Genomic DNA, 21,096 nt, shown 5'->3' with positions numbered 1-21,096 from the left:
TCAGACGGCCTTTATCTTATTAATCCAGCTGCGCTACGGAAACCGGCAAAGAGCGGATGGTAGACAACATCGTGCTGGCATCTTTTTGCTGTTTGCGGAACGCGGCCATATTGGTCGGAGTCAATTTCGGCGTCGGCAGGGCAACGGTAGTCGGGTTAACCGGCTGGCCGTTGACGCGTGCTTCGTAGTGCAGGTGCGGACCGGTAGAACGGCCGGTTGTACCGACAAAACCAATCACTTCGCCGGCGCGGACTCTGCCATCGGCAGGGCTGAACGCGCTCATGTGGCCGTACAGGGTTTCCACACCGTTGGCATGGCGAATCATCACGGTATTACCGTAGCCGCCTTTCCAACCTTTAAAAATCACTTCACCGTCGGCAGCGGCCTTAATCGGCGTACCGGTCGGCGCGGCATAGTCGATACCGGTGTGCATACGGACGGTATGCAGAACCGGGTGGACACGGTAGCCGAACGGGGAGGAAATGCGCGTATATGCAACAGGCTCGGTATTAAAGCCTTCTTTTTGTTGCAGGGACTTACCGTTTTGGTCGTAGTAGCTACCGCTTTCTTCGTCGCCTTTGCCTTGGCTGTAATAATAGGCTTGGTAGGTTTTGCCGTCTTTAACCACTTCAGCCGCCAAAATATCGCCGACCGCCATTTGCTGGCCGCGGAAATACATGCTGTTGTACAAAAGACGCACGGTATCGCCTTCGCCCAAATCGCTCATATTGAACGAGTCGGCAAAGATTTCTTTGAGCTGGATATACACTTCGGAAGGAATTTCGGCACGGAGCATATCGCCGATAGCGGAAGTGCGAATTTGTACGGAGCGCAGGGTCGGCATGGTTTTCATGTCGATTTCGGCATTGGAGATGCGCCATTTGCCTTTGACTTTTTCCAAAGCCACCAAGTTGCGTTCCAATTCTTCATCGGTAAAGAATTGAACGTCGGTCACTTGGCCTGAAGAATCGATGCGGATGTTGACGGATTGGTTGGTCCGTAGGTTTTTCATGTCGAGGTTGGCATTGTTTTTCGCCATGATTTGCTTGATGTCTTCTTGGTTGACACCCATGCGCGTCAAAACGTCTGCCAAAGAGTCGCCGGCTTGGACGGCTTCTTGCGCCCAATAGCTGGATTGATAGGTATTGGTTTCCACATAAACGGCAGGCAGCTCTTCGGAAATACGCTCGACTTTGAAATCGGTTTGTGCAGGTTGAGGGTCGGTAATGGCGTATGCGGTCATGATGCCTGAAGCCGGCAGCAGAAACGCTAAGAGGGTTGCTTTGAATCGAGTGGAATATTTGTTTTTAATCACGCGTTATCCTTAATGGGGCGGTCTGTTTTTGAAGTTTGCAGAATGCCGGCACATCCGGCCTGCCGCGACCGCCTGCTGGTTTAAACAGTTTTGGGGATAAAGGACTTTGAGTCTTTTTTCCGATCTGAAAATCAGGTTTTCACTCGGAATGAATGAGGTCGTGTTTGAGATTGACGTTATTATCAGGGCTATTGTGTTGATTTACACCCTGTTTTTCTGAAATTTACGCCACGCATTTTAGCATGACAGCCCGTTTTTTCCAAACCGGCCGTCTGAACGGCTCTTTTTGAGTACGTGAATGCAAGGTTCCGAAACGCATCATTTGTCGCGTAAAATAACGGTTTTCCTATCTATTTGCGCTTATGAAGCTGACCCTCGCCCTCCCCTCGCTCAATCGTTTTGCCGACGAATCCGTGCCTGCGCTTGCCTTACCTGCTTTTAACCGTCTTTTGCGTTACGGCATATTACGCAAAGAAACACTCAGGCCGTCTGAATTTTACGGCCGCCATTTGTGGAGCGGCAGCCTCATTACCCAAGTGCAACGTTTACGCCACACAAGCCAAAAACGCACAGCCGCTTTTGCCTCTCCGGTTTGGCAACAGATGGGCATGCACCATGTCAACATTATCAGCGGCGAATTTATCGGCATCCAAAAAGAAGAGGCGCAGCAGTTATGTGCGGATTTGTCGGCGTTTTATCAAGATAAAGATTGGCAATTCGAGCCGCTTTGCGAAAGTATGTGGCTGCTCAGTATGCCGAAGACTGAAGATTGGGGCGCGGAATGTGTTTTGGATGTGTGCGGACAGCCGGAAATGGACGGTCAGGCACACGGCAAAGATGCGGTGTCTTGGTTGGCCATGCAGACGGAAATCCAAATGTTTCTCCACACGCATCTGATTAACCAAGCGCGTGAACAACAAGGATTGCCGGAAATCAACGGTTTGTGGCTGTGGAATGATGCAGACGGTACACAGTCTGCGGATATTGTCGCTTCAGACAGCGCATGGGCGCGTTTTTCGGATACGCCCAAACTCGATGCGCCATATGATTTGAAGGCTTGGTTTGAGATGGTTCAAGAAACAGGCAACACGGTTTCAGACGGCCTTATCTTTTTGGACGACTTAGTTTCCACCTTACAAACAGGCGATGTTTGGGCATACAAAGATATTTTGGAAAGCTGGGAAACTCGTTGGTTTGCACCTTTATGGGACGCACTCGCTTCAGGCCGTCTGAAAACCGTATGCATTGCCACAGACGGCGAAAACGGCGGCACGCTGGAAATCGGCCGCCGTTCCAAATGGGCATTTTGGCGCAAAGCTAAAACGTTTAACGGATCGTGGTAAACGGTTTTAAGCCTCCAACGCTTCCAATTTGGCAGAAATTCTATCCCACACATCCTGCAACGGAATCGCTTTCAACAGACGTGTCGGATCGTTGGTGTCGATACTGTCGGGGTTGGGTAATTCGGCATAATCGCCGGCATAAATGACTTCCGCCTGCTCGGAATACGGACGCCATTTATCCACCCATGACGCGCCAAACAAGGCGATTTGCGGTTTATCCAAAGCAGCGGCGATGTGCATCGGTGCGGAATCGACACCGACAAACAGCTTGGCGCCCTCAATAGCCGCCGCCAATTCACGCAGGCTCAAGCATCCGGACAACACATATACTTTTCTGCCCTCCGGAATATTCAGACGACCTATAATTTCCTGAAGCATGTATTGTTCGACAGTGTCGGGAGAAGCAGTCAACACGACATTCTGCCCGCTGTTGAGCAGAAGCTGTACGATGGCGGCATTCTTGCCGTCTTCCCAACATTTGAAATGCCAACGCGCACCCGGGTGCAACAACACATAATCTTCGCCGCTCCAACCCTGCTCACGCAATTTCTGCCGCATGCTTTCCCTTGCATCTTGCGCCACCCAAAGGCGTACTTTCGCATCGGCCACGTCTTCCGGCTGGATAAGCGGCGCAAGGATATTCAATTGGTTCTCAACGATATGATGGCTAGTATCAAGCTCATGGTTGATAAAATCATGACAGAAACGCCACCAGAAACCGTCGCGCTTGATGCAGTCCAAACCCACGCTGCAACGGGCGCACAGTTTGGCAATGACAGCCGCGCGCCATTGGTCGGACAGATTGAAAGCCCAGTCGTAATCGCGTGCCTTCAGCTTTGAAAAAAGATTTTTCTCACACGCCAACTGCTTGAATACGCCCAGCTTCTTCCAATTTCGATCAATGGTAAAAATCTGCGCAATCTGCGGATTATCGGCAATCAGCTGCTCCGTACCGGCGTATACCAGCATATCGATTTCGCAATCGGGGAAACGGGTTTTCAGCGCATCGACCACCGGCGTGCTCAAAAGCACATCGCCATGATGACGCAATTTGATGATCAGAATACGTTTGGGTTGGGCTAAAGACATACAAATACTTTCAGACGGCCTGTTGATTGGCTGCTATTGTAAAGCGGAAAACAGGTTTCATAAAATACAAAACACGCTGCCTGAAACCTATCCTGCTGATTCATCGCTATAAAATCCGCACAAGCCATGTAATTTATATTACAATCCGCACCCCGTGGTTCGAAAACCTCCCACATTAAAAAACTAAGGAAACCTCATGTCCCGCAACAACGAAGAGCTGCAAGGCATCTCCCTTTTGGGCAACCAAAAAACCCAATACCCGAGCGAATACGCGCCTGAAATTTTGGAAGCGTTCGACAACAAACATCCCGACAACGACTATTTCGTCAAATTCGTCTGCCCCGAGTTCACCAGCCTCTGCCCGATGACCGGCCAGCCCGACTTTGCCACCATCTACATCCGCTACATCCCCCATATCAAAATGGTGGAAAGCAAATCACTGAAACTCTATCTCTTCAGCTTCCGCAACCACGGCGACTTCCATGAAGACTGCGTCAACATCATCATGAAAGACCTCATCGCCCTGATGGATCCGAAATACATCGAAGTATTCGGCGAATTCACACCGCGCGGCGGCATCGCCATTCATCCGTTTGCCAACTACGGCAAAGCAGGCACAGAGTTTGAAGCTTTGGCACGTAAACGCCTGTTTGAGCACGATGCACAATAATCCCGTTCAGACGGCCTAACGCCCTTTTTATTGCGAGACTTTATTTATTGCACAGTCTCGCAAGGCTTCATGCCGTCTGAAAAACTTCCGAAAGATTTCCATGTACGAATTTACCGCCGCACAGCAGAAGAAAGCGCTCTTCTGGCTGGTGCTTTTCCATATTTTTATTATTGCCGCCAGCAACTATCTGGTGCAGTTCCCCTTTCAAATTTTCGGTATCTTTACCACTTGGGGCGCATTTTCCTTCCCCTTTATCTTCCTCGCTACCGACCTGACCGTGCGCATTTTCGGCGCACCATTGGCGAGACGGATTATTTTTTGGGTTATGCTCCCGGCCCTGCTGCTCTCTTACGTCTTCTCCGTCCTCTTTCATGACGGCAACTGGACAGGCTGGGCATCTTTGGCCGAATTTAACACCTTCGTCGGCCGTATCGCATTGGCCAGCTTTTCCGCCTATGCGCTCGGGCAAATCCTCGATATTTTTGTGTTCAACAGATTACGCCGTCTGAAATCATGGTGGATTGCCCCCACAGCTTCCACCGTTGTCGGCAATGCTTTGGACACGCTGGTGTTTTTCGCCGTTGCCTTTTATGCGAGCAACGATGAATTTATGGCGGCAAACTGGCAGGGCATCGCATTTGTCGATTATCTATTCAAACTCGCCATCTGCACACTCTTCTTTCTGCCCGCCTACGGCATCGTATTGAGCATCTTGACCAAAAAACTGACTTCCTTAAATGTCCGTCAAGAAATGCCCGAATCGGTTTTAGCCAAATAAGCTGCAGATAAAAAATAAGGCCGTCTGAAACTTTAATCGTTCAGACGGCCTTTTATGTTTTAAACAATTAACCGGTCAATTGTTTGGTAATCAGTTTTTTCAGCGGCGGGAAGTTATTGCTTGCACGCAATACCAAACCGCGCAGCAGTTTTGCCGGAGCAGTTTCATTGGTAAAGAGTTTCAGCAACATATTGGTGCCGTGGTAAATCGGATGGGCGTGGAACATATGCTTGGTGCTGTATTTTTCCAGCAGGCTCTTCGCACCAATATCCTGACCACGTTGCTCGGCTTCGAGAACCAATTTAGCCAAAAGATCGGCACTTGCCAGACCCAAGTTGAAACCGTGCGCAGTCACCGGATGCATACCGACTGCGGCATCGCCGATCAACGCGCTGCGTTTGCCGTAGAAACGTTGGGCAATCATGCCGACCAAAGGATAATTGTGAATGGTGCTGACCAATTCCATATCGCCCAAACGGCCTTTGAGTTGCTCTTTCACGCTGGCCGCCAATTCTTCCGGCGACATGTTTTTAATCGTTTCGGCCTTATCGCTGTCCACCGTAATCACTGTATTGGTCAAATGCTCTTCCAAAGGCAGCAACGCAATGGTGCGACCGTAGTGGAAGCATTCATATGCGGTATGCAGGTTGGACAGAGTATGCTTCATGCGGCACACAAACATGGTGCGGCTGTAATCGTGCATATCGGAAGAAATGCCCAATTGGCGGCGCGTTTGCGAGAAGCGGCTATCGGCGGCCAACAACAGACGGCCGGTCAATACTTCGCCGCTTTCCAAAATGACTTGCGCCTCATCGTCAGAAGTTTTGACTTCTTTAACATTGGTGCCGGTCAGAATTTTGACGTTGTCCAATTTGGACACGACTTCATAAGCGGCTTTACGGATATTGTGATTGGAAATCAAATAGCCCAAGCAGTCCGCAGGCTCGCCGCGCGCCTGAGTCGGTTGCGGGAAGTGGAGCTGGTAATCGGAATGGCCATTCAACACTTTGGCATCGCGCAAAGGATAAATTTCGTCTTTTGGAATCAAATCCCACATACCCAATCGCTGCATGATTTCACGCGACAAGTGCGTCAATGCGATTTCACGGCCGTCATACGGCGGATTTTGCAACACTTCTAAAGGACTTCTTTCAATCAGGGTTATGTTCAAACCACTTCCGGCCAACTCTGCGGCAAAACTTAATCCGGCAGGGCCTGCGCCGACGACGAGAATATCACTGTGTAAGCTCATGGGAGGAATTCCTTGTATTCAACTGATACGGATTTTTTCAGACGGCCTTAAGTTTACTGTGTTTAGCTACATGAGGGTAAATCAAAGGCATTTGATAGATTATATAGAAAGAGTCAATAGAATAAAACAAAGGCCATCGATTGTAAGCACGTTTTTACTTTGGCCTTAATATAAATCAAGCTTCACGACATACGGATTTTATCAAACAGACAAAACAGTCTGACAAACAAAAACCGCATTCCGAAAAGGAATGCGGTTTCAATCGTAAAACGATTATTCTTCAGAACCGGTGTAAGGACGGATGCTGACAGTTTTACGGTTCAGCGCGCCTTTGGTTTTGAATTCAACGTAACCGTCGACTTTAGCAAACAAAGTGTGGTCTTTGCCCATGCCTACGTTGTCACCTGCGTGGAATTTAGTACCACGTTGACGAACGATGATAGAGCCTGCCGGAATCAGCTCGTTGCCGTAGGCTTTAACGCCCAAGCGTTTGGCTTCTGAATCGCGACCGTTGCGGGTGCTACCGCCTGCTTTTTTACTTGCCATTTGTAATACTCCTGAACTTACTTGAAATTAGGCGATTGCCACGATTTCGATTTGGGTGAAATTTTGGCGATGGCCTTGGCGTTTTTGGTAGTGTTTGCGACGACGCATTTTGAAAATGCGTACTTTCTCGCCACGACCATGAGCAACGACTTTAGCTGTTACTTTTGCGCCTTCGATAAAAGGTGCGCCTACTTTTACAGATTCGCCGTCAGCAATCATCAAAACTTCAGTCAGTTCGATTTGGCTGTCGAGTTCGGCTGGTATCTGTTCTACTTTCAATTTTTCGCCAACGGAAACTTTGTATTGTTTACCGCCGGTTTTTACGACCGCGTACATACTCAACTCCATGAGAATTAGGTTAACATTCCGCACACCATGTGCGAAACGAGCTATTCTATTTCTATTTACCTGTTTTGTCAAAATTTATTTTATTTACAAGTGAAAAGGCCGTCTGAAAGATATGTTGCATGCTTTTTAACTGATATAATCACGCGCTGGATTGCTGATATCTTTATGCAACGTTATTCCCCGACCGAATGTACGGGTTTAAACAGATTCATTGGAGCCCCCGCTCCGTTTTATCAACAGAGAATGTTTTATGCTCGAAAACCTGCCTTACTTCCAACGCCACCTGCCCGATGACCTTGCCAAAGTTAATGCGGTCATCAATCAAGCTGTTCAATCCGATGTCGCGCTGATTTCGCAAATCGGCACATACATCATCAGCGCGGGCGGCAAGCGCCTGCGTCCGATTATTACCATTTTGGCAGGCAAAGCAGTCGGGCATGACGATGAAAAACTGTACTCGCTGGCAGCGATGGTGGAATTCATCCACACCTCCACCCTCCTGCACGACGATGTCGTCGATGAAAGCGATTTGCGCCGTGGCCGTAAAACGGCAAACAACCTCTTCGGCAACGCGGCGGCTGTTTTGGTCGGCGACTTCCTATATACACGCGCCTTCCAACTGATGGTTGGCTCAGGCAGTATGCGTATCTTGGAAGTGATGGCAGACGCGACCAACATCATCGCCGAAGGCGAAGTCATGCAGCTGATGAACATCGGCAATACGGATATTACCGAGGAGCAATACGTCCAAGTTATTCAATACAAAACAGCAAAACTGTTTGAAGCTGCCGCGCAAGTCGGCGCAATTTTGGGCAAGGCTTCCCCCGAACACGAGCAAGCTTTAAAAGACTACGGCATGTACGTCGGTACGGCTTTCCAAATCATTGACGATGTATTGGACTATTCAGGCGAAACCGAAGAAATCGGCAAAAACGTCGGCGACGATTTGGCAGAAGGCAAACCTACCCTGCCATTGATTTACCTGATGCGAAACGGCTCCGAGCAGGCTGCAAACGATGTGCGCCACGCTTTGGAAAATGCCGACCGCAGCTATTTTGAAAAAATCCACGACTATGTCGTCAACTCCGACGCTTTGCCGTATTCGATTTCCGAGGCGAACAAAGCCGTCGACAAAGCCATCGCTTCATTGGACGTGTTGCCTGACAGCGAAGTCAAAGAAGCCATGATCCAACTGGCAAAAGAATCTTTGGCCCGAGTATCTTAATCCGATGAATTTCAGCTTTGTCCCTTTGTTTCTGGTTACGCTGATTTTTTTGGGCGTCGTCAGCAATAACAACTCGATTACGATTTCGGCAGCGGTATTGCTGCTCATGCAGCAGACGGCCTTGTCGCAATATCTTCCCTTGGTGGAAAAACACGGTTTGTATCTGGGCATCATCCTGCTGACCATCGGTGTATTGAGCCCGCTGGTTTCCGGTAAAATCCAGATTCCGCTGCTGTCCGAGTTTATCAATTTCAAAATGATTGCCGCCGTCCTTATCGGCATTTTGGTTGCCTGGCTTGCCGGACGCGGCGTTCCATTGATGAGCGAACAGCCTGTTTTGGTAACCGGATTATTAATCGGCACGGTCATCGGTGTTGCTTTTGTCGGCGGCATTCCGGTCGGCCCTTTGATTGCCGCCGGCTTATTGTCTTTTTTTGCCGGAAAGGTTTAAAATCCCCTCCTTTACCGCCTCGCCATAGTTCAACGGATAGAACGTATGCCTCCTAAGCGTAAAATACAGGTTCGATTCCTGTTGGCGAGGCCACAGTTTCAATAAAAGCCTTTCATACTCTGAAAGGCTTTTTTGTTATCAATAAATAAAGGCCGTCTGAAACTTTTCAGACGGCCTTCTCATTTCGCCAAACCGTTAACCCGGACGACCATCCGAACGCGGACGGATCAACCAAGGAATATATTTCCATGCGTACAACAGCAAAGAGGCGGCAAACAAAGCGGCGGAGCAACGGATACTGTGCGTATATGCTGTACCGCTCACAAAGGTTGCCAAAACACGGACAACCGTTGCGGCTATCATCAACCAAAAGGCGACAGGAACCACTTTAGGCGGCGGATAAATGGAGTTGCCGGTATGGCCAAGCGCGGTTCGTGCCATCATGCCCAAAGTCAGCACGCCGATACCGCCAACGCCGATAAGGTGCACGCCCAAATTCAGGAAGTTTGAAATCCAATAGGAAAGACCGACCGCAATCAAACCCAAGCCGGTAAACAGATAGCCGGCAAACAAAATCCAAAGCATAGGCTCTTTCAGCACGGCTTTATACCACCAGCGGTACACCTGCACGGTAAAAATCACACCGGCAGCCAGAGCAAACAACGCAGCCAGTCCCGGCAAAATGTTATGCGCCATCAGCATGGCAGTCAGCATAGGCAGCCAAAGTGAAGCGTGCGCTACCCATTGAGGGCTGGGAATTTGCGGCACATTCAGGCGCTTGGACGTAAAGAACGAGATAATCCGCATACCGATCAAACCGATAAATCCGGCCACCATAATTAAACCGGATTGCAAACCGGTCATCAGCGCAATGGCATCAAACGGCTGCACTTTCAGATGGAAGGCGAAATGGGTGCCGCCCAAAACAAAAATAGCGAACACGGCAACATAGTTGCGCTTGTTTTGAGAACGAATTACCGGCAAAGCCATGCATACCGCGCCATACCAGAAAAAGATCGTACCGAATATGCCGCTTGCCGTTACCCCCCAACCAGGAATAAACATACAAATGCGGGCCAACAGCCAAAATGCGGTCAAACCGGCCAACGCCTTACCGCGTGTCGGCGGCTGGCCTGTCCAAGTCGCCACGGCCGTCAATAAGAATGCAATGACAACCAATCCGGCGTAGCCCCAAATCATTTCATGGGCATGCCAATATAAACCCGGCAACTCAGGCGTACCCTGATAGCCGAAGCCCCAAAGCAATATAGACAATGCGCCATACAAAGCCGCCAACGAATAAAACGGGCGGAAGGCCATTGCCCAAACCGGGTGTTTGAACAAATCGGTCATGGTGGTTCCTTCAATTTTTATATCATCATAAAACAGCAACAGAGGCCGTCTGAAACTTTTCAGACGGCCATCGACTCCTTTCCCTGTTACACATTTTCAGGCAAAGGCAAAAAAGGTTCAATCGCAGGGAAAAGCTCGCGCTCCTCAAAGCGCGCATGATCGCGCAAAGTAACAGCAAACTCCTCATTCCATGATTCATTCATATATTCAGGATGCGCCATCATCGCGCGCAATTTGGCATGATCGCCTTCAAAACGCTGCCGCAACGCAGGGGCAATTTTATCCCAATACGGCGCAAACATGGTTTCCTCTTCCAAAAAATGTGGCTCAAGCTCAATAAAATGAGGCTCCAGCTCCGCCTGATGGCTTTGCTCTGGCGTACGCAGGAGACGGACGCACAACGACAGCGAGCCATGATGTTCGCGGGAAAGTTCTATTAAGGCAGGATGGCGTTTCAAGGGCTTCATAAGTTCGTTATAATGGTAACAGTTTGTCAAACTGGATTAATTCAAATGTTTCAGATATTATGAAACCCAATCCCACATAAAGTCAAACAGCCCCTCACCAAACACTACGCTTTTGACATATAATAAAAATATCTAAAGAGCCAGCCATGTATCTGACCCAACATACCGATTACGGATTGCGCGTATTGGTTTATACCGCCATCAACGACGATACCCTCGTCAATATCGGCACCATTGCCGAGACTTACAATATTTCCAAAAGCCATTTGATGAAAGTAGTTACCTCATTAGTCAAAGGCGGTTTTCTGGTCAGTGTGCGCGGCAAAGGCGGCGGTTTACGCTTGGCAGACAATCCTGAAAACATCAATATCGGTGCAGTTGTACGCCATCTTGAGCCGATGCAGGTTGTCGAATGCATGGGCGATAACAACGAATGCCTCATCACCCCATCCTGCCGACTGACCGGTATCATTACCGGCGCCATCAAAGCCTTCTTCAATCATTTAGATCAATACTCCCTGCAAGATCTTTTGGACAAACCAACCTACGACATACTCTATACCCCGCGTATCCCGATCAACGAAATACGCAGAATGGTTGATTAAATCTTCAGGCCGTCTGAAAAACAGTCCAGCTATATCGAAATAATCATCAGCCTCTCAATATAGAGGTATGTGGTATCACTCGGAAAAATAAAAAATGCCGTCTGAAATTAAGATTTTCAGACGGCATTGGTTTATAAAAAAACCCTGCAGTTTAAATAAACGACTTTCTTTTAATAGGTTAATTTTTTATACTAAATATGTTGAATATAAGACAATATAGAAAAACCCAAAATAAGAATAATCATAGCAACCGTAAAATTTATTCTTAATATTTTCAAATAAAATTTATTGGATATTTTTTGTATTCCAAACAGCACTCTGAAAAATTTAAATTGCATACTCCCAATAAATAGATATTCAAAAAAACCTATATCCACCCCTTCTGATTTTAATATTTTATATACCATTACTGAATTAATTATAATTGCAATAAAATACAAAAATATTAAACAAAACAGAAAATAAGGCAATAACTCCACCAAACTACTCCTTCTTTTTTAAAAAGAATTTTCCCTAAAAAATATATTGGACGACATAACCGAATTGCTATACTCGACATTATATTCCAACCCTTCACAAACCAATGAATACAAAAATGCCCGAAGCGAAAAGCCTCGGGCATTTTTAATATTTGGTGGGTCCGGTGGGTTTCGAACCCACGACCAAGGGATTATGAGTCCCCTGCTCTAACCCCTGAGCTACAGACCCGTCAAGAGTAAAAGCGGATTATAGCATAACTTGTTGCTTGTTCAAGATGTCGGGCAAATGTTTCAGACGGCCTGTTGGTTTTCTATTCAGGCATTATGCCGATACGCCCAATGCTTCCCAAACTTTCAAGGCATCTGCCGTTGCTTTGACATCGTGAACACGGATGATTTGCGCGCCTCGGGCGACTGTGGCCAATGCGGCTGCGACGCTGCCGTGTACGCGTTTGGCGGCATCTTGTTCGCCTGTCAGTTCGCCAATCATACGTTTGCGCGATACGCCGATCAGAAGGGGGAATCCGGTTGCGTCCATCAACTCAGGCAAATGTTGTATCAGGGTGATGTTGTGTTGCAGGTTTTTGCCGAAACCGAATCCGGGGTCCAGCGTGATGCGTTCAGGGGCAATGCCTGCTTGAACGCATTCTGCCGCGCGTGCTTTTAAATAGCGCGCAACTTCTTCGACGACATCTTGATATTGCGGATTAAGCTGCATGGTTTTGGGCAAACCCTGCATGTGCATGAGACACACACCCGTCTTCGGCTGTTGCGCCAGCAATGCGACTGCGCCTTCATCACTCAATGCGGCAACGTCGTTGATAATATCGACGCCACCTTGAGCCAAGGCTTTTTCCATAATCGCCGTACGGCGCGTGTCCAAGCTGACGGGAACATTCCACTTGGCGACTTCTGTCAAAACCGGCTGCACCCTGGCCCATTCTTCTTCGAGAGAAACATCATCCGAACCCGGACGGGTAGATTCGCCGCCGATATCGAGAATATCCGCACCGTCTTTCAGCAGCTGCTCGGCATGTGCCAATGCTATTTGGACATTTTGCGAATAGGTGCCGCCATCGGAAAATGAATCGGGGGTCAGATTGACGATGCCCATGATTTTCGGTTTGTCTAAGGAGATTTCAAATCGGCCTGCCTGCCAAATGTGCGTGTTCATAATGCTTCCATTGATGAAATAATAGGATAGAGGCCGTCTGAAACTTTTCAGACGGCCTTTAGGTTTTGACTTCAAAACAGTAAATTACATTCCGCCGTAATTCGGTCCGCTTGCGCCTTCGGGGCAAATCCAAGTGATGTTTTGCGTCGGGTCTTTGATGTCGCACGTTTTGCAGTGAACGCAGTTGGCGGCGTTGATTTGCATACGCGGACTGCCGTTTTCTTCGACGATTTCATATACGCCGGCCGGACAATAGCGGGTTTCGGGCGAGGCGTATTCTTTGTAGTTTACGTCTATCATGACCTGCGGATTTTTCAGCACCAAATGGTCGGGCTGGTTTTCTTCGTGCGCAAGGTTGGCAAGGAAAACGCTGCTCAAACGGTCGAAGGTCAAAATGCCGTCGGGCTTCGGATAATCAATCGGCTTGCATTCGGCGGCTTTTTTGAGCTGCTCGTTGTCTTTGCCGTGATGTTTCAAAGTCCAAGGGGCTTTGCCTCTGAAAATCATCTGGTCGATACCGGTATAGACGGAGCCGAGGTAAACGCCCCATTTGAATGACGGACGGACATTGCGCGCGGCGTAAAGCTCTTGATACAGCCAACTTTGTTCAAAGCGTTGCTGATAATCGGTAGCCTCTTTGCCGCTGTCGAAGCTTTCCACTTCTTCGAGGTTTTCTAACAAAGGAAATACGGCTTCTGCGGCAAGCATGGCGGATTTCATGGCCGTATGGATGCCTTTGATGCGCGGCATATTCAGGAAGCCAGCCGCATCGCCGACCAAAACGCCTCCTTTAAACGAGAGTTTCGGCAGGCTTTGCAAACCGCCTTCAATCAGCGAACGCGCGCCATAAGCAATGCGGCGGCCGCCTTCGAAGGTTTTGCGAATTTCGGGATGGGTTTTGAAACGTTGGAACTCTTCAAACGGCGACAGATAAGGGTTTTGATAATCCAAACCGACCACAAAGCCGACAGCGACTTTATTTTCGTCAAAGTGATAAATAAACGAGCCGCCATAGGTTTTGCTGTCCAACGGCCAGCCTGCGCTGTGCATAACCAAACCGGGCTGATGTTTTTCAGACGGCACTTCCCAAATTTCTTTAATGCCCAAGCCGTAAGTTTGCGGCTCGCTGTTTTGGTCGAGCTTAAATTGTTCAATGACTTGCTTGGAAAGCGAGCCGCGACAGCCTTCGGCAAACAGGGTTTGCTGCGCCCAAAGCTCCATGCCGGGCTGGAATGAATCGGTCGGTTCGCCGTCTTTGCCCACGCCCATATTGCCGGTCGCAATACCTTTGACCGAACCGTCTTCGTGATACAGCACTTCGGCAGCGGCAAAGCCCGGATAGATTTCCACGCCCATATTTTCCGCCTGCTCTGCCAACCAGCGGACAACTTCGCCCAAGCTGGCGATATAATTTGCATGGTTGTCGAAATTAGGGGTAACCGGCAAGTTGAAGGCTTTTTTCTCGGTCAGGAACAAAACCCTGTCCTTCGTCACTGTACGCGTCAGCGGCGCGCCTTTTTCTTTCCAATCAGGAATCAGCTCATTCAAAGAAATCGGATCGATGATGGCACCGGCAAGCGAGTGCGCACCGGCCTCCGAACCTTTCTCCACCACACAAACGCTGATTTCGCGTCCATTCTTTTCGGCAAGCTGCTTGAGTTTGATGGCGGCAGACAAACCCGACGGGCCTGCGCCGACAATCACGACATCGTATTGCATACTGTCGCGTTCGATGGTTTCTGTCATAGTGGTTCCTGTATTGTCATTATTCAATTTAATCCGCTAATTATACAGCCTGGACATATAGTTACCAAATACAACAAAAGGCCGTCTGAAACTTTACTCAAATTTCAGACGGCCTTTACTTATTCAAAGAGATTATTGCGCTTTAGTTTCCGTTACAAAACCGATTTTGCTGATACCTGCTTCGCGCGCCGCTTGCAGGGCTTGGTTGACGTAATCGTATTCAACCGCTTTATCCGCCGCAATCGCCACAATCACATCTTCGTTTTTCGCTTTGGCTTCTTTCAGCTTGGCAGTTACCGTTGCCAAATCCACTTTGGTATCGGAATCGCCCCCAACGATATAAGCACCACTGGCATCAATGCTCAAACGCAAAGGATCTTTAGGCTGCTTATCCTCTTTCGCCGCTTTTTCCGAAGCAGTCGGCAACTCCAAAGGAATCGAGTGGGTCAGCACCGGCATGGTAATCATAAATACAATCAGCAACACCAGCATCACGTCCACCAAAGGCGTAACGTTGATATCCGACATCGGCGCATCATCGCCGGAATTCATTGATCCGAAAGCCATGGTTTAATCCTTTTGGTTCAGAAGGCGGACATGCAGGTCATGTGCAAATGCGTCCATATCTTGCGCGATGGTTTTTGTACCACGATTGAGGAAATTGTATGCCAATACAGCCGGAATCGCTACAAACAGACCGACGGCAGTCGATACCAAAGCCTCACCAATCGGACCGGCTACCGCAGCAATGCTCATTTGACCGCTTTCGCTGATGCCGATCAGGGCATGGTAAATACCCCAAACAGTACCCAACAGACCAATAAACGGAGCGGTTGCGCCGATAGAGGCCAAAGCGGTCATGCCGTAGTCGAACTGACGCATGGTTTGGGACATACTGTTGCGGATGTGAACAACCAAGTATTCGTTCAAAGGCAATTCGTCAATCAGCGATTTGCTTGTCGTTTGACGGTAGTTTTGGTATGCGCGCAGAGACTCATCGGCAACATTGCTCATCGGTGCTTCTACCGCTTTGGCTTTTTGTACGGCATCAGCCAGCGTAAACGCATTCAGCATCAACTCTTTTACCTGAGCATTGCCTTTTTTCGCTTTGCGGTATTTGATGCAACGGATCACGATGACGCTCCATGTTACCACGCTCATCAACAACATCAGGACAAATACACCAATCAGTACCACATCACCTGATTTGAAAACTAAACTTAAATCCATAATTTTTCCAAGTTAAAAATAAAATTAAAATTTCTATCGGGTCATTTAAAATCATTTCCCAACAGCATATATTTTCTAATCAATCAGCTTAGGCCTAGATACTTATTCGAGCGTGAATTTGACAGGTACTTTAAATTCAGTCCAAACGCTTGCATGACAGCTACCATCCTTAACGGCTTTACGCGCTGCGTTATCCAGACGACTATAACCACTTGATTTATTCACACTAATTGAATCCACTTTACCGCCGGGACCAACCAAGACTTTCAAAACAACCAAGCCCTCTTCACCATTTTCAGTGGACAGTGAAGGATACGGAGGTCTTGGAATATGGCAGGTTCCTTTTGCCGGATTGCCTTTACTGCTGCCGGCACCTGTACCGCTGCCACCACCTCCGCCACCGGTACCGGAGCCATGTTCGCCTTTCGCACCACCGCTGCCGGATCCGCTGCCTTCGCCACGGCCGCTGCCTGTACCTTTCGTACCGCCGCCGTTGCCTTTTCCTTCTCCGCCCAAGGCTTTGCCTTCTCCGTTGCCTTTACCGTTTTCAGCAGTGTTCGGCCCGGTTTTGCTGCCTGAGTATTCCGATGCTTTTGGAGATGGTTTAGGTTCTGCCTTCGGCTCTGGTTTTGGTTCAGGTTTTGGCTCGGGCTTCGGCTCAGGTTTGGGTTCCGGCTTAGGCTCGGGCTTAGGTTTCTCGATAGGTTTCGGTTTTTCCTTTTGCTGTACGATATCCGCTTTTTCTTTTTTCGTTACCACAGGTTTGATAACAGGTTTGGGCGGCTCGACAGGCTTAGGTTTGGGTTTCGGCTTGGGTTTCGGTTGTTCGGGGGTAGGCTCGGGGGCAGCAGGTACGCCTTCGCCCTCAGGACTGCCGTCGCCACCGCCGAAATCACCCAAATCGACAAATTCAATATTTGCCATTTCGACAGGAGGCGGTTTGTGCGCGTGCCATAAAAGTGCAACCAAGCCGACGTGAATCAACGCAACGGAAGTCACGACGGCTGGAGTTAAAATTCGTTTTTTATCCATAATTCCGTTATGTTAATAGCAACAATTCCCGTTTGCAAGTCGTTTTACAGTCAAAATAAGCATTAATGCTTATATAGAAAGTTTATAGACCTGCTGTTTTAAAGGCTGCATATCATAATATGATATTAGCTCTCATTACTAATATTATCAAACAAGCGGCCGTCTGAAAAGATAAACGGTATTGTAAAAGCCATCGTCTCTTACAATCTTTATGCCATCCGCACATCAGGCCAATATTGAAACCTCATCAGACCGATAAAAATTCAAATGGTTTCAAATCATCTGTATTTTTTATCCATAAAACATCAGGCCGTCTGAAAACATTCTTTCAGACGGCCTGATTCAAACAAAATCATTTTTTCCGTTTTGCCCTTGGGTGCGCCTCATCATAAACACGCGCCAAATGGTCGAAATCTAGCTTTGTATAAACTTGCGTAGCGGAAAGGTTGCTGTGCCCCAACAATTCCTGTACGGCGCGGATATCGCCCGATGCCTGCAAAAGATGGGTTGCATAGCTGTGGCGCATCATGTGTGGCGAGATATGGCTGGCGCTGCCCACGCGCACTGCCCACGCCTGCAGGCGTTTTTGGATTTGACGTTGCCCCAGCCTGCCGCCGTTCTTATTGGTGAACAAGGCCTGCTCACCCTCTTTGGCAATACGTACTGCCAAATAATCGCGCAATGCCGCAATGCTTTTAGCCACCAAAGGCACTTGCCGCTGCTTGCCACCTTTACCATTTACGCTGACCCAACCTTCGTCCAAAACGATACCGTCCAGATTCAACCCTTGTATTTCGCTCAGGCGCAAACCGCTGCCATACATCAATTCAAACATGGCCTTATCGCGCACGTCCAACTCGTCATCAACCGGCGCATGGTCAAGGATATGATTTAAAGGTTCCTGCGGCAGCGCTTTGGGCAGGCGTTCTGGCAGGCGCGGCGCTTTCATGTTAAATGTCGGGTCGCTTTCCATAACTTCTATCTGCACCAGCCAACTGCAATACTGCCGCCATACCGACAATTTCCGTGCCAAGCTGCTTTCGCTTAAGCCCTTTTGCGACAGTTTTTTCAATACCGCCACAAAATCACGGCGCGTCGGCAGGCCGTTTTCAAGATTATCAGGCAACAGGCGCATCAACTCGCTCAAATCGCGCCGATAAGCGGAAACGGTATGCTCCGACTTGCCTTGTTGCAGCAAGGTTTTCAGATAGCGTTCAAAATGGAGTGCAAAATTGTTTGATTCCTCCATTTCAGACGGCCTCCAATGCCGTTTTCAATGCCAAAGGCAGACGACAGACACGCTGCTTGCCATAGTCGAAACACACCATACCTGTCTGCACTTTCGCCAACACAAGGCCGTCTGAAATCCTGCGGATACGGTATAGCAAAGAAAAGCCCACACCGACCACGCCTGCCGCCCCCATTTCTACCGACAGCTCATCGCCATGATGACCTTGCGCCAAATACTGCACCGCCGCATCCGCCATAATCAGACCCGACCCTCCAGCATCCATTTCACTCCAACCCAGCGTCACCAGCCAACGCATCCGCACTTCATGGCACAAACGCAACACCGCATCATTTGCCAGATGGCCGCCATAGTTCACATCGCCCACCTGCACCGTCAAGGCCGTCTGAAACAAAGGCTTACCACATTCGGCCACCGAAATCCTATCCATTTTGCACACCCGTTTTCAATACCACGCCATTATAAACCGAGACCCTGTTCGTTAATATATAAAAACAATGTAACAGCTTGTAGTCTTTCATTTCAAAAAACATTATAATTTATCGGATAAATTTACCCTTCACTACTTCAGGAGCTCCTCATGGCACTCGTATCCATGCGCCAATTATTGGACCATGCAGCCGAAAACAGCTACGGTCTGCCCGCATTCAACGTTAACAACCTCGAACAGATGCGTGCCATCATGGAGGCGGCCGACCAAGTCAACGCCCCCGTTATCGTTCAAGCATCCGCAGGCGCACGCAAATACGCAGGTGCCCCATTCCTGCGCCATCTGATTTTAGCCGCAGTCGAAGAATTCCCGCACATCCCTGTCGTGATGCACCAAGACCACGGCGCATCTCCTGATGTGTGCCAACGCTCCATTCAACTGGGCTTCTCCTCCGTAATGATGGACGGCTCGCTGATGGAAGACGGCAAAACCCCTTCTTCTTACGAATACAACGTTAACGCCACCCGTACCGTCGTTAACTTCTCCCACGCTTGCGGCGTGTCTGTTGAAGGCGAAATCGGCGTATTGGGCAACCTCGAAACCGGTGAAGCTGGCGAAGAAGACGGCGTCGGCGCAGTGGGCAAACTTTCCCACGACCAAATGCTGACCAGCGTTGAAGATGCCGTACGTTTCGTTAAAGATACCGGCGTTGACGCATTGGCTATTGCCGTCGGCACCAGCCACGGCGCATACAAATTCACTCGTCCGCCCACAGGCGACGTATTGCGTATCGACCGCATCAAAGAAATCCACCAAGCCCTGCCGAATACCCACATCGTGATGCACGGCTCCAGCTCCGTTCCGCAAGAATGGCTGAAAGTCATCAACGAACACGGCGGCAAAATTGGTGAAACCTACGGCGTACCGGTTGAAGAAATCGTCGAAGGCATCAAACACGGCGTGCGCAAAGTCAACATCGATACCGACTTGCGCCTCGCCTCTACCGGCGCCATCCGCCGCTTCATGGCAGAAAACCCAGCCGAATTCGACCCGCGCAAATACTTGAGCAAAACCGTCGAAGCCATGAAACAAATCTGTCTTGACCGCTACCTCGCATTCGGTTGCGAAGGCCAAGCCGACAAAATCAAACCGATTTCTTTGGAAAAAATGGCAACCAAATACGCCAAAGGCGAATTGAACCAAATCGTTAAATAATCCGTATATCGGATTCACACTAAGGCCGTCTGAAAACTTGGCAATAAGGTTTCAGACGGCCTTAGCTTTTGGGAAATTTATAGTAAAATCTTCCAACAACCACACATCAAAACACATCGAAAGCAAACATGAAACTCGCCGTTATTTTGCCGGCCTATTGCGCCGAAGCTTATTTGCCCGAATGCTTGGACTCGGTATTGAATCAAACATTCCGCGACTTTTTCGTCATCGCCATCAACGATGCTTCAACAGACAAAACCGGCGAAATCCTCGAGGCTTACGCAGCCAAAGATTCACGTTTGCAGGTTTTCCACCTTCCGGAAAACAGGGGTGAGCCGTTTGCCTGCCAATTTGCCATGGATCTGCTCAAAGACGTAGAGGTCGAATATGTGGCACGAATGGACGCGGACGATATTTGCGCCTTGGATCGTTTTGAAAAACAAATTCAATTCTTAGACAGCCATCCCGAAATCGATATTGTCGGCAGCCAAGCCACCATCTTTTTCGACGACCAAACCGGAAGAGAACCCGTTTTAAGTGACCTCCCCCTGCTCGACAAAGACATTAAAGCCTTTCTCTCCTTTGCCGCCCAAAACATGTTCAACCCCACCACCATGTGGCGGCACGACAGCATTAAAAACCTCAGGATAAACTACACCGCGACAGAAACCGCTCCCGATTTCCATATGTGGGTGCAATGCGCCCTACATGGCAAAACCTTTGCCAACCTGCCCGAGCCTTTGTTGTCATACAGGATACATCAAACTCAAGAAAGCAAAAAAAGAGACAAAATCAGCAGATCCGTCCAATACACCATGGAGTTGTGGATCAGTCATCTCTTCCCTGATTTGAACGCGACGGAAGTAACGCTCTTAAGCCGCATCTTGTACGAAAAGCAACTGCGCTTGACCACTGAAGAGCTGAAAACCATTTTTGCCGCTTATGACAGAATCAGCAAAGACCGCAGCATTTCATTGTTTGGCGAAGACCGCAATACCATGTTCGACATGATAGACAATTTCTTCAATTTCTTAAAAAGCCGGTTGAAATTCACTTAAATTATAAAAGGCCGTCTGAAACCTCGGTTTCAGACGGCCTT

General features: G+C 48.8%; 22 protein-coding genes, 2 tRNA genes and 1 riboswitch. Of the genes, 9 read left to right on the top strand and 15 right to left on the bottom strand.

The features are described from left to right. Positions 1 to 19: 19 nt before the first annotated feature. Positions 20 to 1,315, bottom strand: a complete 1,296-nt coding sequence (locus HMPREF2560_RS04050) for a M23 family metallopeptidase (RefSeq protein ID WP_070734840.1) — start codon at positions 1,313 to 1,315, stop codon at positions 20 to 22. 362 nt (positions 1,316 to 1,677) lie between these two features. On the opposite strand from HMPREF2560_RS04050, the gene HMPREF2560_RS04045 reads away from it, so the two are divergent. Further along, a complete protein-coding gene (locus HMPREF2560_RS04045) occupies positions 1,678 to 2,658 on the top strand; it encodes a hypothetical protein (protein WP_070734842.1) in 981 nt (326 codons plus the stop codon). A 6-nt stretch (positions 2,659 to 2,664) separates the two neighbouring features. Here the strand turns inward: HMPREF2560_RS04045 and rfaQ are convergent, their stop codons facing one another. After that, positions 2,665 to 3,747, bottom strand: a complete 1,083-nt coding sequence (gene rfaQ / locus HMPREF2560_RS04040; protein WP_070734844.1) for a putative lipopolysaccharide heptosyltransferase III — start codon at positions 3,745 to 3,747, stop codon at positions 2,665 to 2,667. Between the two features lie 148 nt (positions 3,748 to 3,895). Beyond that, a riboswitch (PreQ1 riboswitch) is annotated at positions 3,896 to 3,940 on the top strand. A gap of 3 nt (positions 3,941 to 3,943) precedes the next feature. Here rfaQ and queF point away from each other — a divergent pair. Both queF and HMPREF2560_RS04030 read left to right on the top strand, forming a co-directional pair. Further along, a complete protein-coding gene (queF, locus tag HMPREF2560_RS04035; protein WP_003748427.1) occupies positions 3,944 to 4,417 on the top strand; it encodes a preQ(1) synthase in 474 nt (157 codons plus the stop codon). Between the two features lie 100 nt (positions 4,418 to 4,517). Further along, positions 4,518 to 5,195, top strand: coding sequence for a 7-cyano-7-deazaguanine/7-aminomethyl-7-deazaguanine transporter (locus tag HMPREF2560_RS04030; RefSeq protein WP_070608556.1), 678 nt, complete (start codon positions 4,518 to 4,520; stop codon positions 5,193 to 5,195). Between the two features lie 67 nt (positions 5,196 to 5,262). On the opposite strand, the gene ubiM is transcribed toward HMPREF2560_RS04030, so the two are convergent. The 3 genes from ubiM to rplU all read right to left on the bottom strand — a co-directional run bounded on the left by ubiM (position 5,263) and on the right by rplU (position 7,329). Further along, entirely contained in the window at positions 5,263 to 6,447 is a 1,185-nt protein-coding gene (gene ubiM, locus HMPREF2560_RS04025; RefSeq protein ID WP_063069348.1) for a 5-demethoxyubiquinol-8 5-hydroxylase UbiM, read from the bottom strand. 273 nt (positions 6,448 to 6,720) lie between these two features. Next, complete coding sequence (rpmA, locus tag HMPREF2560_RS04020; protein WP_002212328.1) at positions 6,721 to 6,993, bottom strand: 50S ribosomal protein L27; 273 nt, start codon at positions 6,991 to 6,993, stop codon at positions 6,721 to 6,723. A 27-nt stretch (positions 6,994 to 7,020) separates the two neighbouring features. Beyond that, a complete protein-coding gene (gene rplU, locus HMPREF2560_RS04015; protein WP_002216394.1) occupies positions 7,021 to 7,329 on the bottom strand; it encodes a 50S ribosomal protein L21 in 309 nt (102 codons plus the stop codon). A gap of 262 nt (positions 7,330 to 7,591) precedes the next feature. Between rplU and ispB the strand changes: the two genes are divergently transcribed. The 3 genes from ispB to HMPREF2560_RS04000 all read left to right on the top strand — a co-directional run bounded on the left by ispB (position 7,592) and on the right by HMPREF2560_RS04000 (position 9,110). Then, positions 7,592 to 8,566, top strand: a complete 975-nt coding sequence (gene ispB, locus HMPREF2560_RS04010; protein ID WP_070608554.1) for an octaprenyl diphosphate synthase — start codon at positions 7,592 to 7,594, stop codon at positions 8,564 to 8,566. 4 nt (positions 8,567 to 8,570) lie between these two features. Further along, positions 8,571 to 9,017, top strand: coding sequence for a DUF441 domain-containing protein (locus HMPREF2560_RS04005; protein ID WP_070608553.1), 447 nt, complete (start codon positions 8,571 to 8,573; stop codon positions 9,015 to 9,017). An 18-nt stretch (positions 9,018 to 9,035) separates the two neighbouring features. Next, positions 9,036 to 9,110: transfer RNA gene (locus HMPREF2560_RS04000), tRNA-Arg, on the top strand. A gap of 102 nt (positions 9,111 to 9,212) precedes the next feature. Here the strand turns inward: HMPREF2560_RS04000 and HMPREF2560_RS03995 are convergent. Then, positions 9,213 to 10,370: an NnrS family protein gene (locus HMPREF2560_RS03995; RefSeq protein WP_070608551.1), complete on the bottom strand. Its 1,158-nt coding sequence runs from the start codon at positions 10,368 to 10,370 to the stop codon at positions 9,213 to 9,215. An 86-nt stretch (positions 10,371 to 10,456) separates the two neighbouring features. After that, positions 10,457 to 10,837 carry a hemerythrin domain-containing protein gene (locus HMPREF2560_RS03990; RefSeq protein ID WP_070608548.1) on the bottom strand — a complete coding sequence of 127 codons (381 nt, stop codon included), beginning with the start codon at positions 10,835 to 10,837 and terminating at the stop codon, positions 10,457 to 10,459. Positions 10,838 to 10,983: 146 nt separating this feature from the next. Here HMPREF2560_RS03990 and HMPREF2560_RS03985 point away from each other — a divergent pair, with 146 nt between their 5' ends. Next, positions 10,984 to 11,442 (top strand): RrF2 family transcriptional regulator, encoded by a 459-nt coding sequence (locus tag HMPREF2560_RS03985; RefSeq protein ID WP_070608546.1) that lies wholly within the window; start codon positions 10,984 to 10,986, stop codon positions 11,440 to 11,442. A gap of 632 nt (positions 11,443 to 12,074) precedes the next feature. Here the strand turns inward: HMPREF2560_RS03985 and HMPREF2560_RS03975 are convergent. From HMPREF2560_RS03975 to HMPREF2560_RS03940, 8 genes are all read right to left on the bottom strand, one after another. After that, positions 12,075 to 12,150: transfer RNA gene (locus HMPREF2560_RS03975), tRNA-Ile, on the bottom strand. Positions 12,151 to 12,243: 93 nt separating this feature from the next. Next, positions 12,244 to 13,095, bottom strand: a complete 852-nt coding sequence (gene folP, locus HMPREF2560_RS03970) for a dihydropteroate synthase (protein WP_070608544.1) — start codon at positions 13,093 to 13,095, stop codon at positions 12,244 to 12,246. A gap of 84 nt (positions 13,096 to 13,179) precedes the next feature. Continuing rightward, positions 13,180 to 14,841: an electron transfer flavoprotein-ubiquinone oxidoreductase gene (locus HMPREF2560_RS03965; protein WP_070608542.1), complete on the bottom strand. Its 1,662-nt coding sequence runs from the start codon at positions 14,839 to 14,841 to the stop codon at positions 13,180 to 13,182. A gap of 132 nt (positions 14,842 to 14,973) precedes the next feature. Further along, the gene (locus HMPREF2560_RS03960) at positions 14,974 to 15,408 is read right to left on the bottom strand and encodes an ExbD/TolR family protein (RefSeq protein ID WP_049328855.1); all 435 of its coding nucleotides are present in this window, start codon (positions 15,406 to 15,408) and stop codon (positions 14,974 to 14,976) included. Between the two features lie 3 nt (positions 15,409 to 15,411). Next, positions 15,412 to 16,071, bottom strand: a complete 660-nt coding sequence (locus HMPREF2560_RS03955) for a MotA/TolQ/ExbB proton channel family protein (protein WP_049332314.1) — start codon at positions 16,069 to 16,071, stop codon at positions 15,412 to 15,414. 102 nt (positions 16,072 to 16,173) lie between these two features. Further along, entirely contained in the window at positions 16,174 to 17,103 is a 930-nt protein-coding gene (locus HMPREF2560_RS03950) for an energy transducer TonB (protein ID WP_070608540.1), read from the bottom strand. A 352-nt stretch (positions 17,104 to 17,455) separates the two neighbouring features. Further along, positions 17,456 to 18,352 carry a tyrosine recombinase XerC gene (locus HMPREF2560_RS03945; protein ID WP_070608538.1) on the bottom strand — a complete coding sequence of 299 codons (897 nt, stop codon included), beginning with the start codon at positions 18,350 to 18,352 and terminating at the stop codon, positions 17,456 to 17,458. Between the two features lies 1 nt (position 18,353). Beyond that, on the bottom strand, positions 18,354 to 18,782 hold the full coding sequence (locus HMPREF2560_RS03940) for an acyl-CoA thioesterase (RefSeq protein WP_070608535.1): 429 nt from the start codon (positions 18,780 to 18,782) through the stop codon (positions 18,354 to 18,356). 150 nt (positions 18,783 to 18,932) lie between these two features. Between HMPREF2560_RS03940 and fba the strand changes: the two genes are divergently transcribed. Both fba and HMPREF2560_RS03930 read left to right on the top strand, forming a co-directional pair. Beyond that, a complete protein-coding gene (gene fba / locus HMPREF2560_RS03935; protein WP_070608533.1) occupies positions 18,933 to 19,997 on the top strand; it encodes a class II fructose-bisphosphate aldolase in 1,065 nt (354 codons plus the stop codon). A gap of 128 nt (positions 19,998 to 20,125) precedes the next feature. Continuing rightward, entirely contained in the window at positions 20,126 to 21,055 is a 930-nt protein-coding gene (locus HMPREF2560_RS03930; protein WP_070608531.1) for a glycosyltransferase family 2 protein, read from the top strand. Positions 21,056 to 21,096: the final 41 nt, after the last annotated feature.

It is taken from the genome of Neisseria sp. HMSC078H04 (genome assembly GCF_001838135.1).
GTDB lineage: Bacteria > Pseudomonadota > Gammaproteobacteria > Burkholderiales > Neisseriaceae > Neisseria.
Note: the sequence above shows the minus strand (reverse complement) of the source record. Positions and strands in the feature narration are given on the sequence as shown.

Excerpts from the sequence above, each read along its gene's own strand:
- HMPREF2560_RS04045 (WP_070734842.1), top strand. The coding sequence starts at position 1,678 with ATGAAGCTGACCCTCGCCCTCCCCTCGCTCAATCGTTTTGCCGACGAA.
- rfaQ (WP_070734844.1), bottom strand. The coding sequence starts at position 3,747 with ATGTCTTTAGCCCAACCCAAACGTATTCTGATCATCAAATTGCGTCAT.
- queF (WP_003748427.1), top strand. The coding sequence starts at position 3,944 with ATGTCCCGCAACAACGAAGAGCTGCAAGGCATCTCCCTTTTGGGCAAC.
- HMPREF2560_RS04030 (WP_070608556.1), top strand. The coding sequence starts at position 4,518 with ATGTACGAATTTACCGCCGCACAGCAGAAGAAAGCGCTCTTCTGGCTG.
- ubiM (WP_063069348.1), bottom strand. The coding sequence starts at position 6,447 with ATGAGCTTACACAGTGATATTCTCGTCGTCGGCGCAGGCCCTGCCGGA.
- rpmA (WP_002212328.1), bottom strand. The coding sequence starts at position 6,993 with ATGGCAAGTAAAAAAGCAGGCGGTAGCACCCGCAACGGTCGCGATTCA.
- rplU (WP_002216394.1), bottom strand. The coding sequence starts at position 7,329 with ATGTACGCGGTCGTAAAAACCGGCGGTAAACAATACAAAGTTTCCGTT.
- ispB (WP_070608554.1), top strand. The coding sequence starts at position 7,592 with ATGCTCGAAAACCTGCCTTACTTCCAACGCCACCTGCCCGATGACCTT.
- HMPREF2560_RS04005 (WP_070608553.1), top strand. The coding sequence starts at position 8,571 with ATGAATTTCAGCTTTGTCCCTTTGTTTCTGGTTACGCTGATTTTTTTG.
- HMPREF2560_RS03995 (WP_070608551.1), bottom strand. The coding sequence starts at position 10,370 with ATGACCGATTTGTTCAAACACCCGGTTTGGGCAATGGCCTTCCGCCCG.
- HMPREF2560_RS03990 (WP_070608548.1), bottom strand. The coding sequence starts at position 10,837 with ATGAAGCCCTTGAAACGCCATCCTGCCTTAATAGAACTTTCCCGCGAA.
- HMPREF2560_RS03985 (WP_070608546.1), top strand. The coding sequence starts at position 10,984 with ATGTATCTGACCCAACATACCGATTACGGATTGCGCGTATTGGTTTAT.
- folP (WP_070608544.1), bottom strand. The coding sequence starts at position 13,095 with ATGAACACGCACATTTGGCAGGCAGGCCGATTTGAAATCTCCTTAGAC.
- HMPREF2560_RS03965 (WP_070608542.1), bottom strand. The coding sequence starts at position 14,841 with ATGACAGAAACCATCGAACGCGACAGTATGCAATACGATGTCGTGATT.
- HMPREF2560_RS03960 (WP_049328855.1), bottom strand. The coding sequence starts at position 15,408 with ATGGCTTTCGGATCAATGAATTCCGGCGATGATGCGCCGATGTCGGAT.
- HMPREF2560_RS03955 (WP_049332314.1), bottom strand. The coding sequence starts at position 16,071 with ATGGATTTAAGTTTAGTTTTCAAATCAGGTGATGTGGTACTGATTGGT.
- HMPREF2560_RS03950 (WP_070608540.1), bottom strand. The coding sequence starts at position 17,103 with ATGGATAAAAAACGAATTTTAACTCCAGCCGTCGTGACTTCCGTTGCG.
- HMPREF2560_RS03945 (WP_070608538.1), bottom strand. The coding sequence starts at position 18,352 with ATGGAGGAATCAAACAATTTTGCACTCCATTTTGAACGCTATCTGAAA.
- HMPREF2560_RS03940 (WP_070608535.1), bottom strand. The coding sequence starts at position 18,782 with ATGGATAGGATTTCGGTGGCCGAATGTGGTAAGCCTTTGTTTCAGACG.
- fba (WP_070608533.1), top strand. The coding sequence starts at position 18,933 with ATGGCACTCGTATCCATGCGCCAATTATTGGACCATGCAGCCGAAAAC.
- HMPREF2560_RS03930 (WP_070608531.1), top strand. The coding sequence starts at position 20,126 with ATGAAACTCGCCGTTATTTTGCCGGCCTATTGCGCCGAAGCTTATTTG.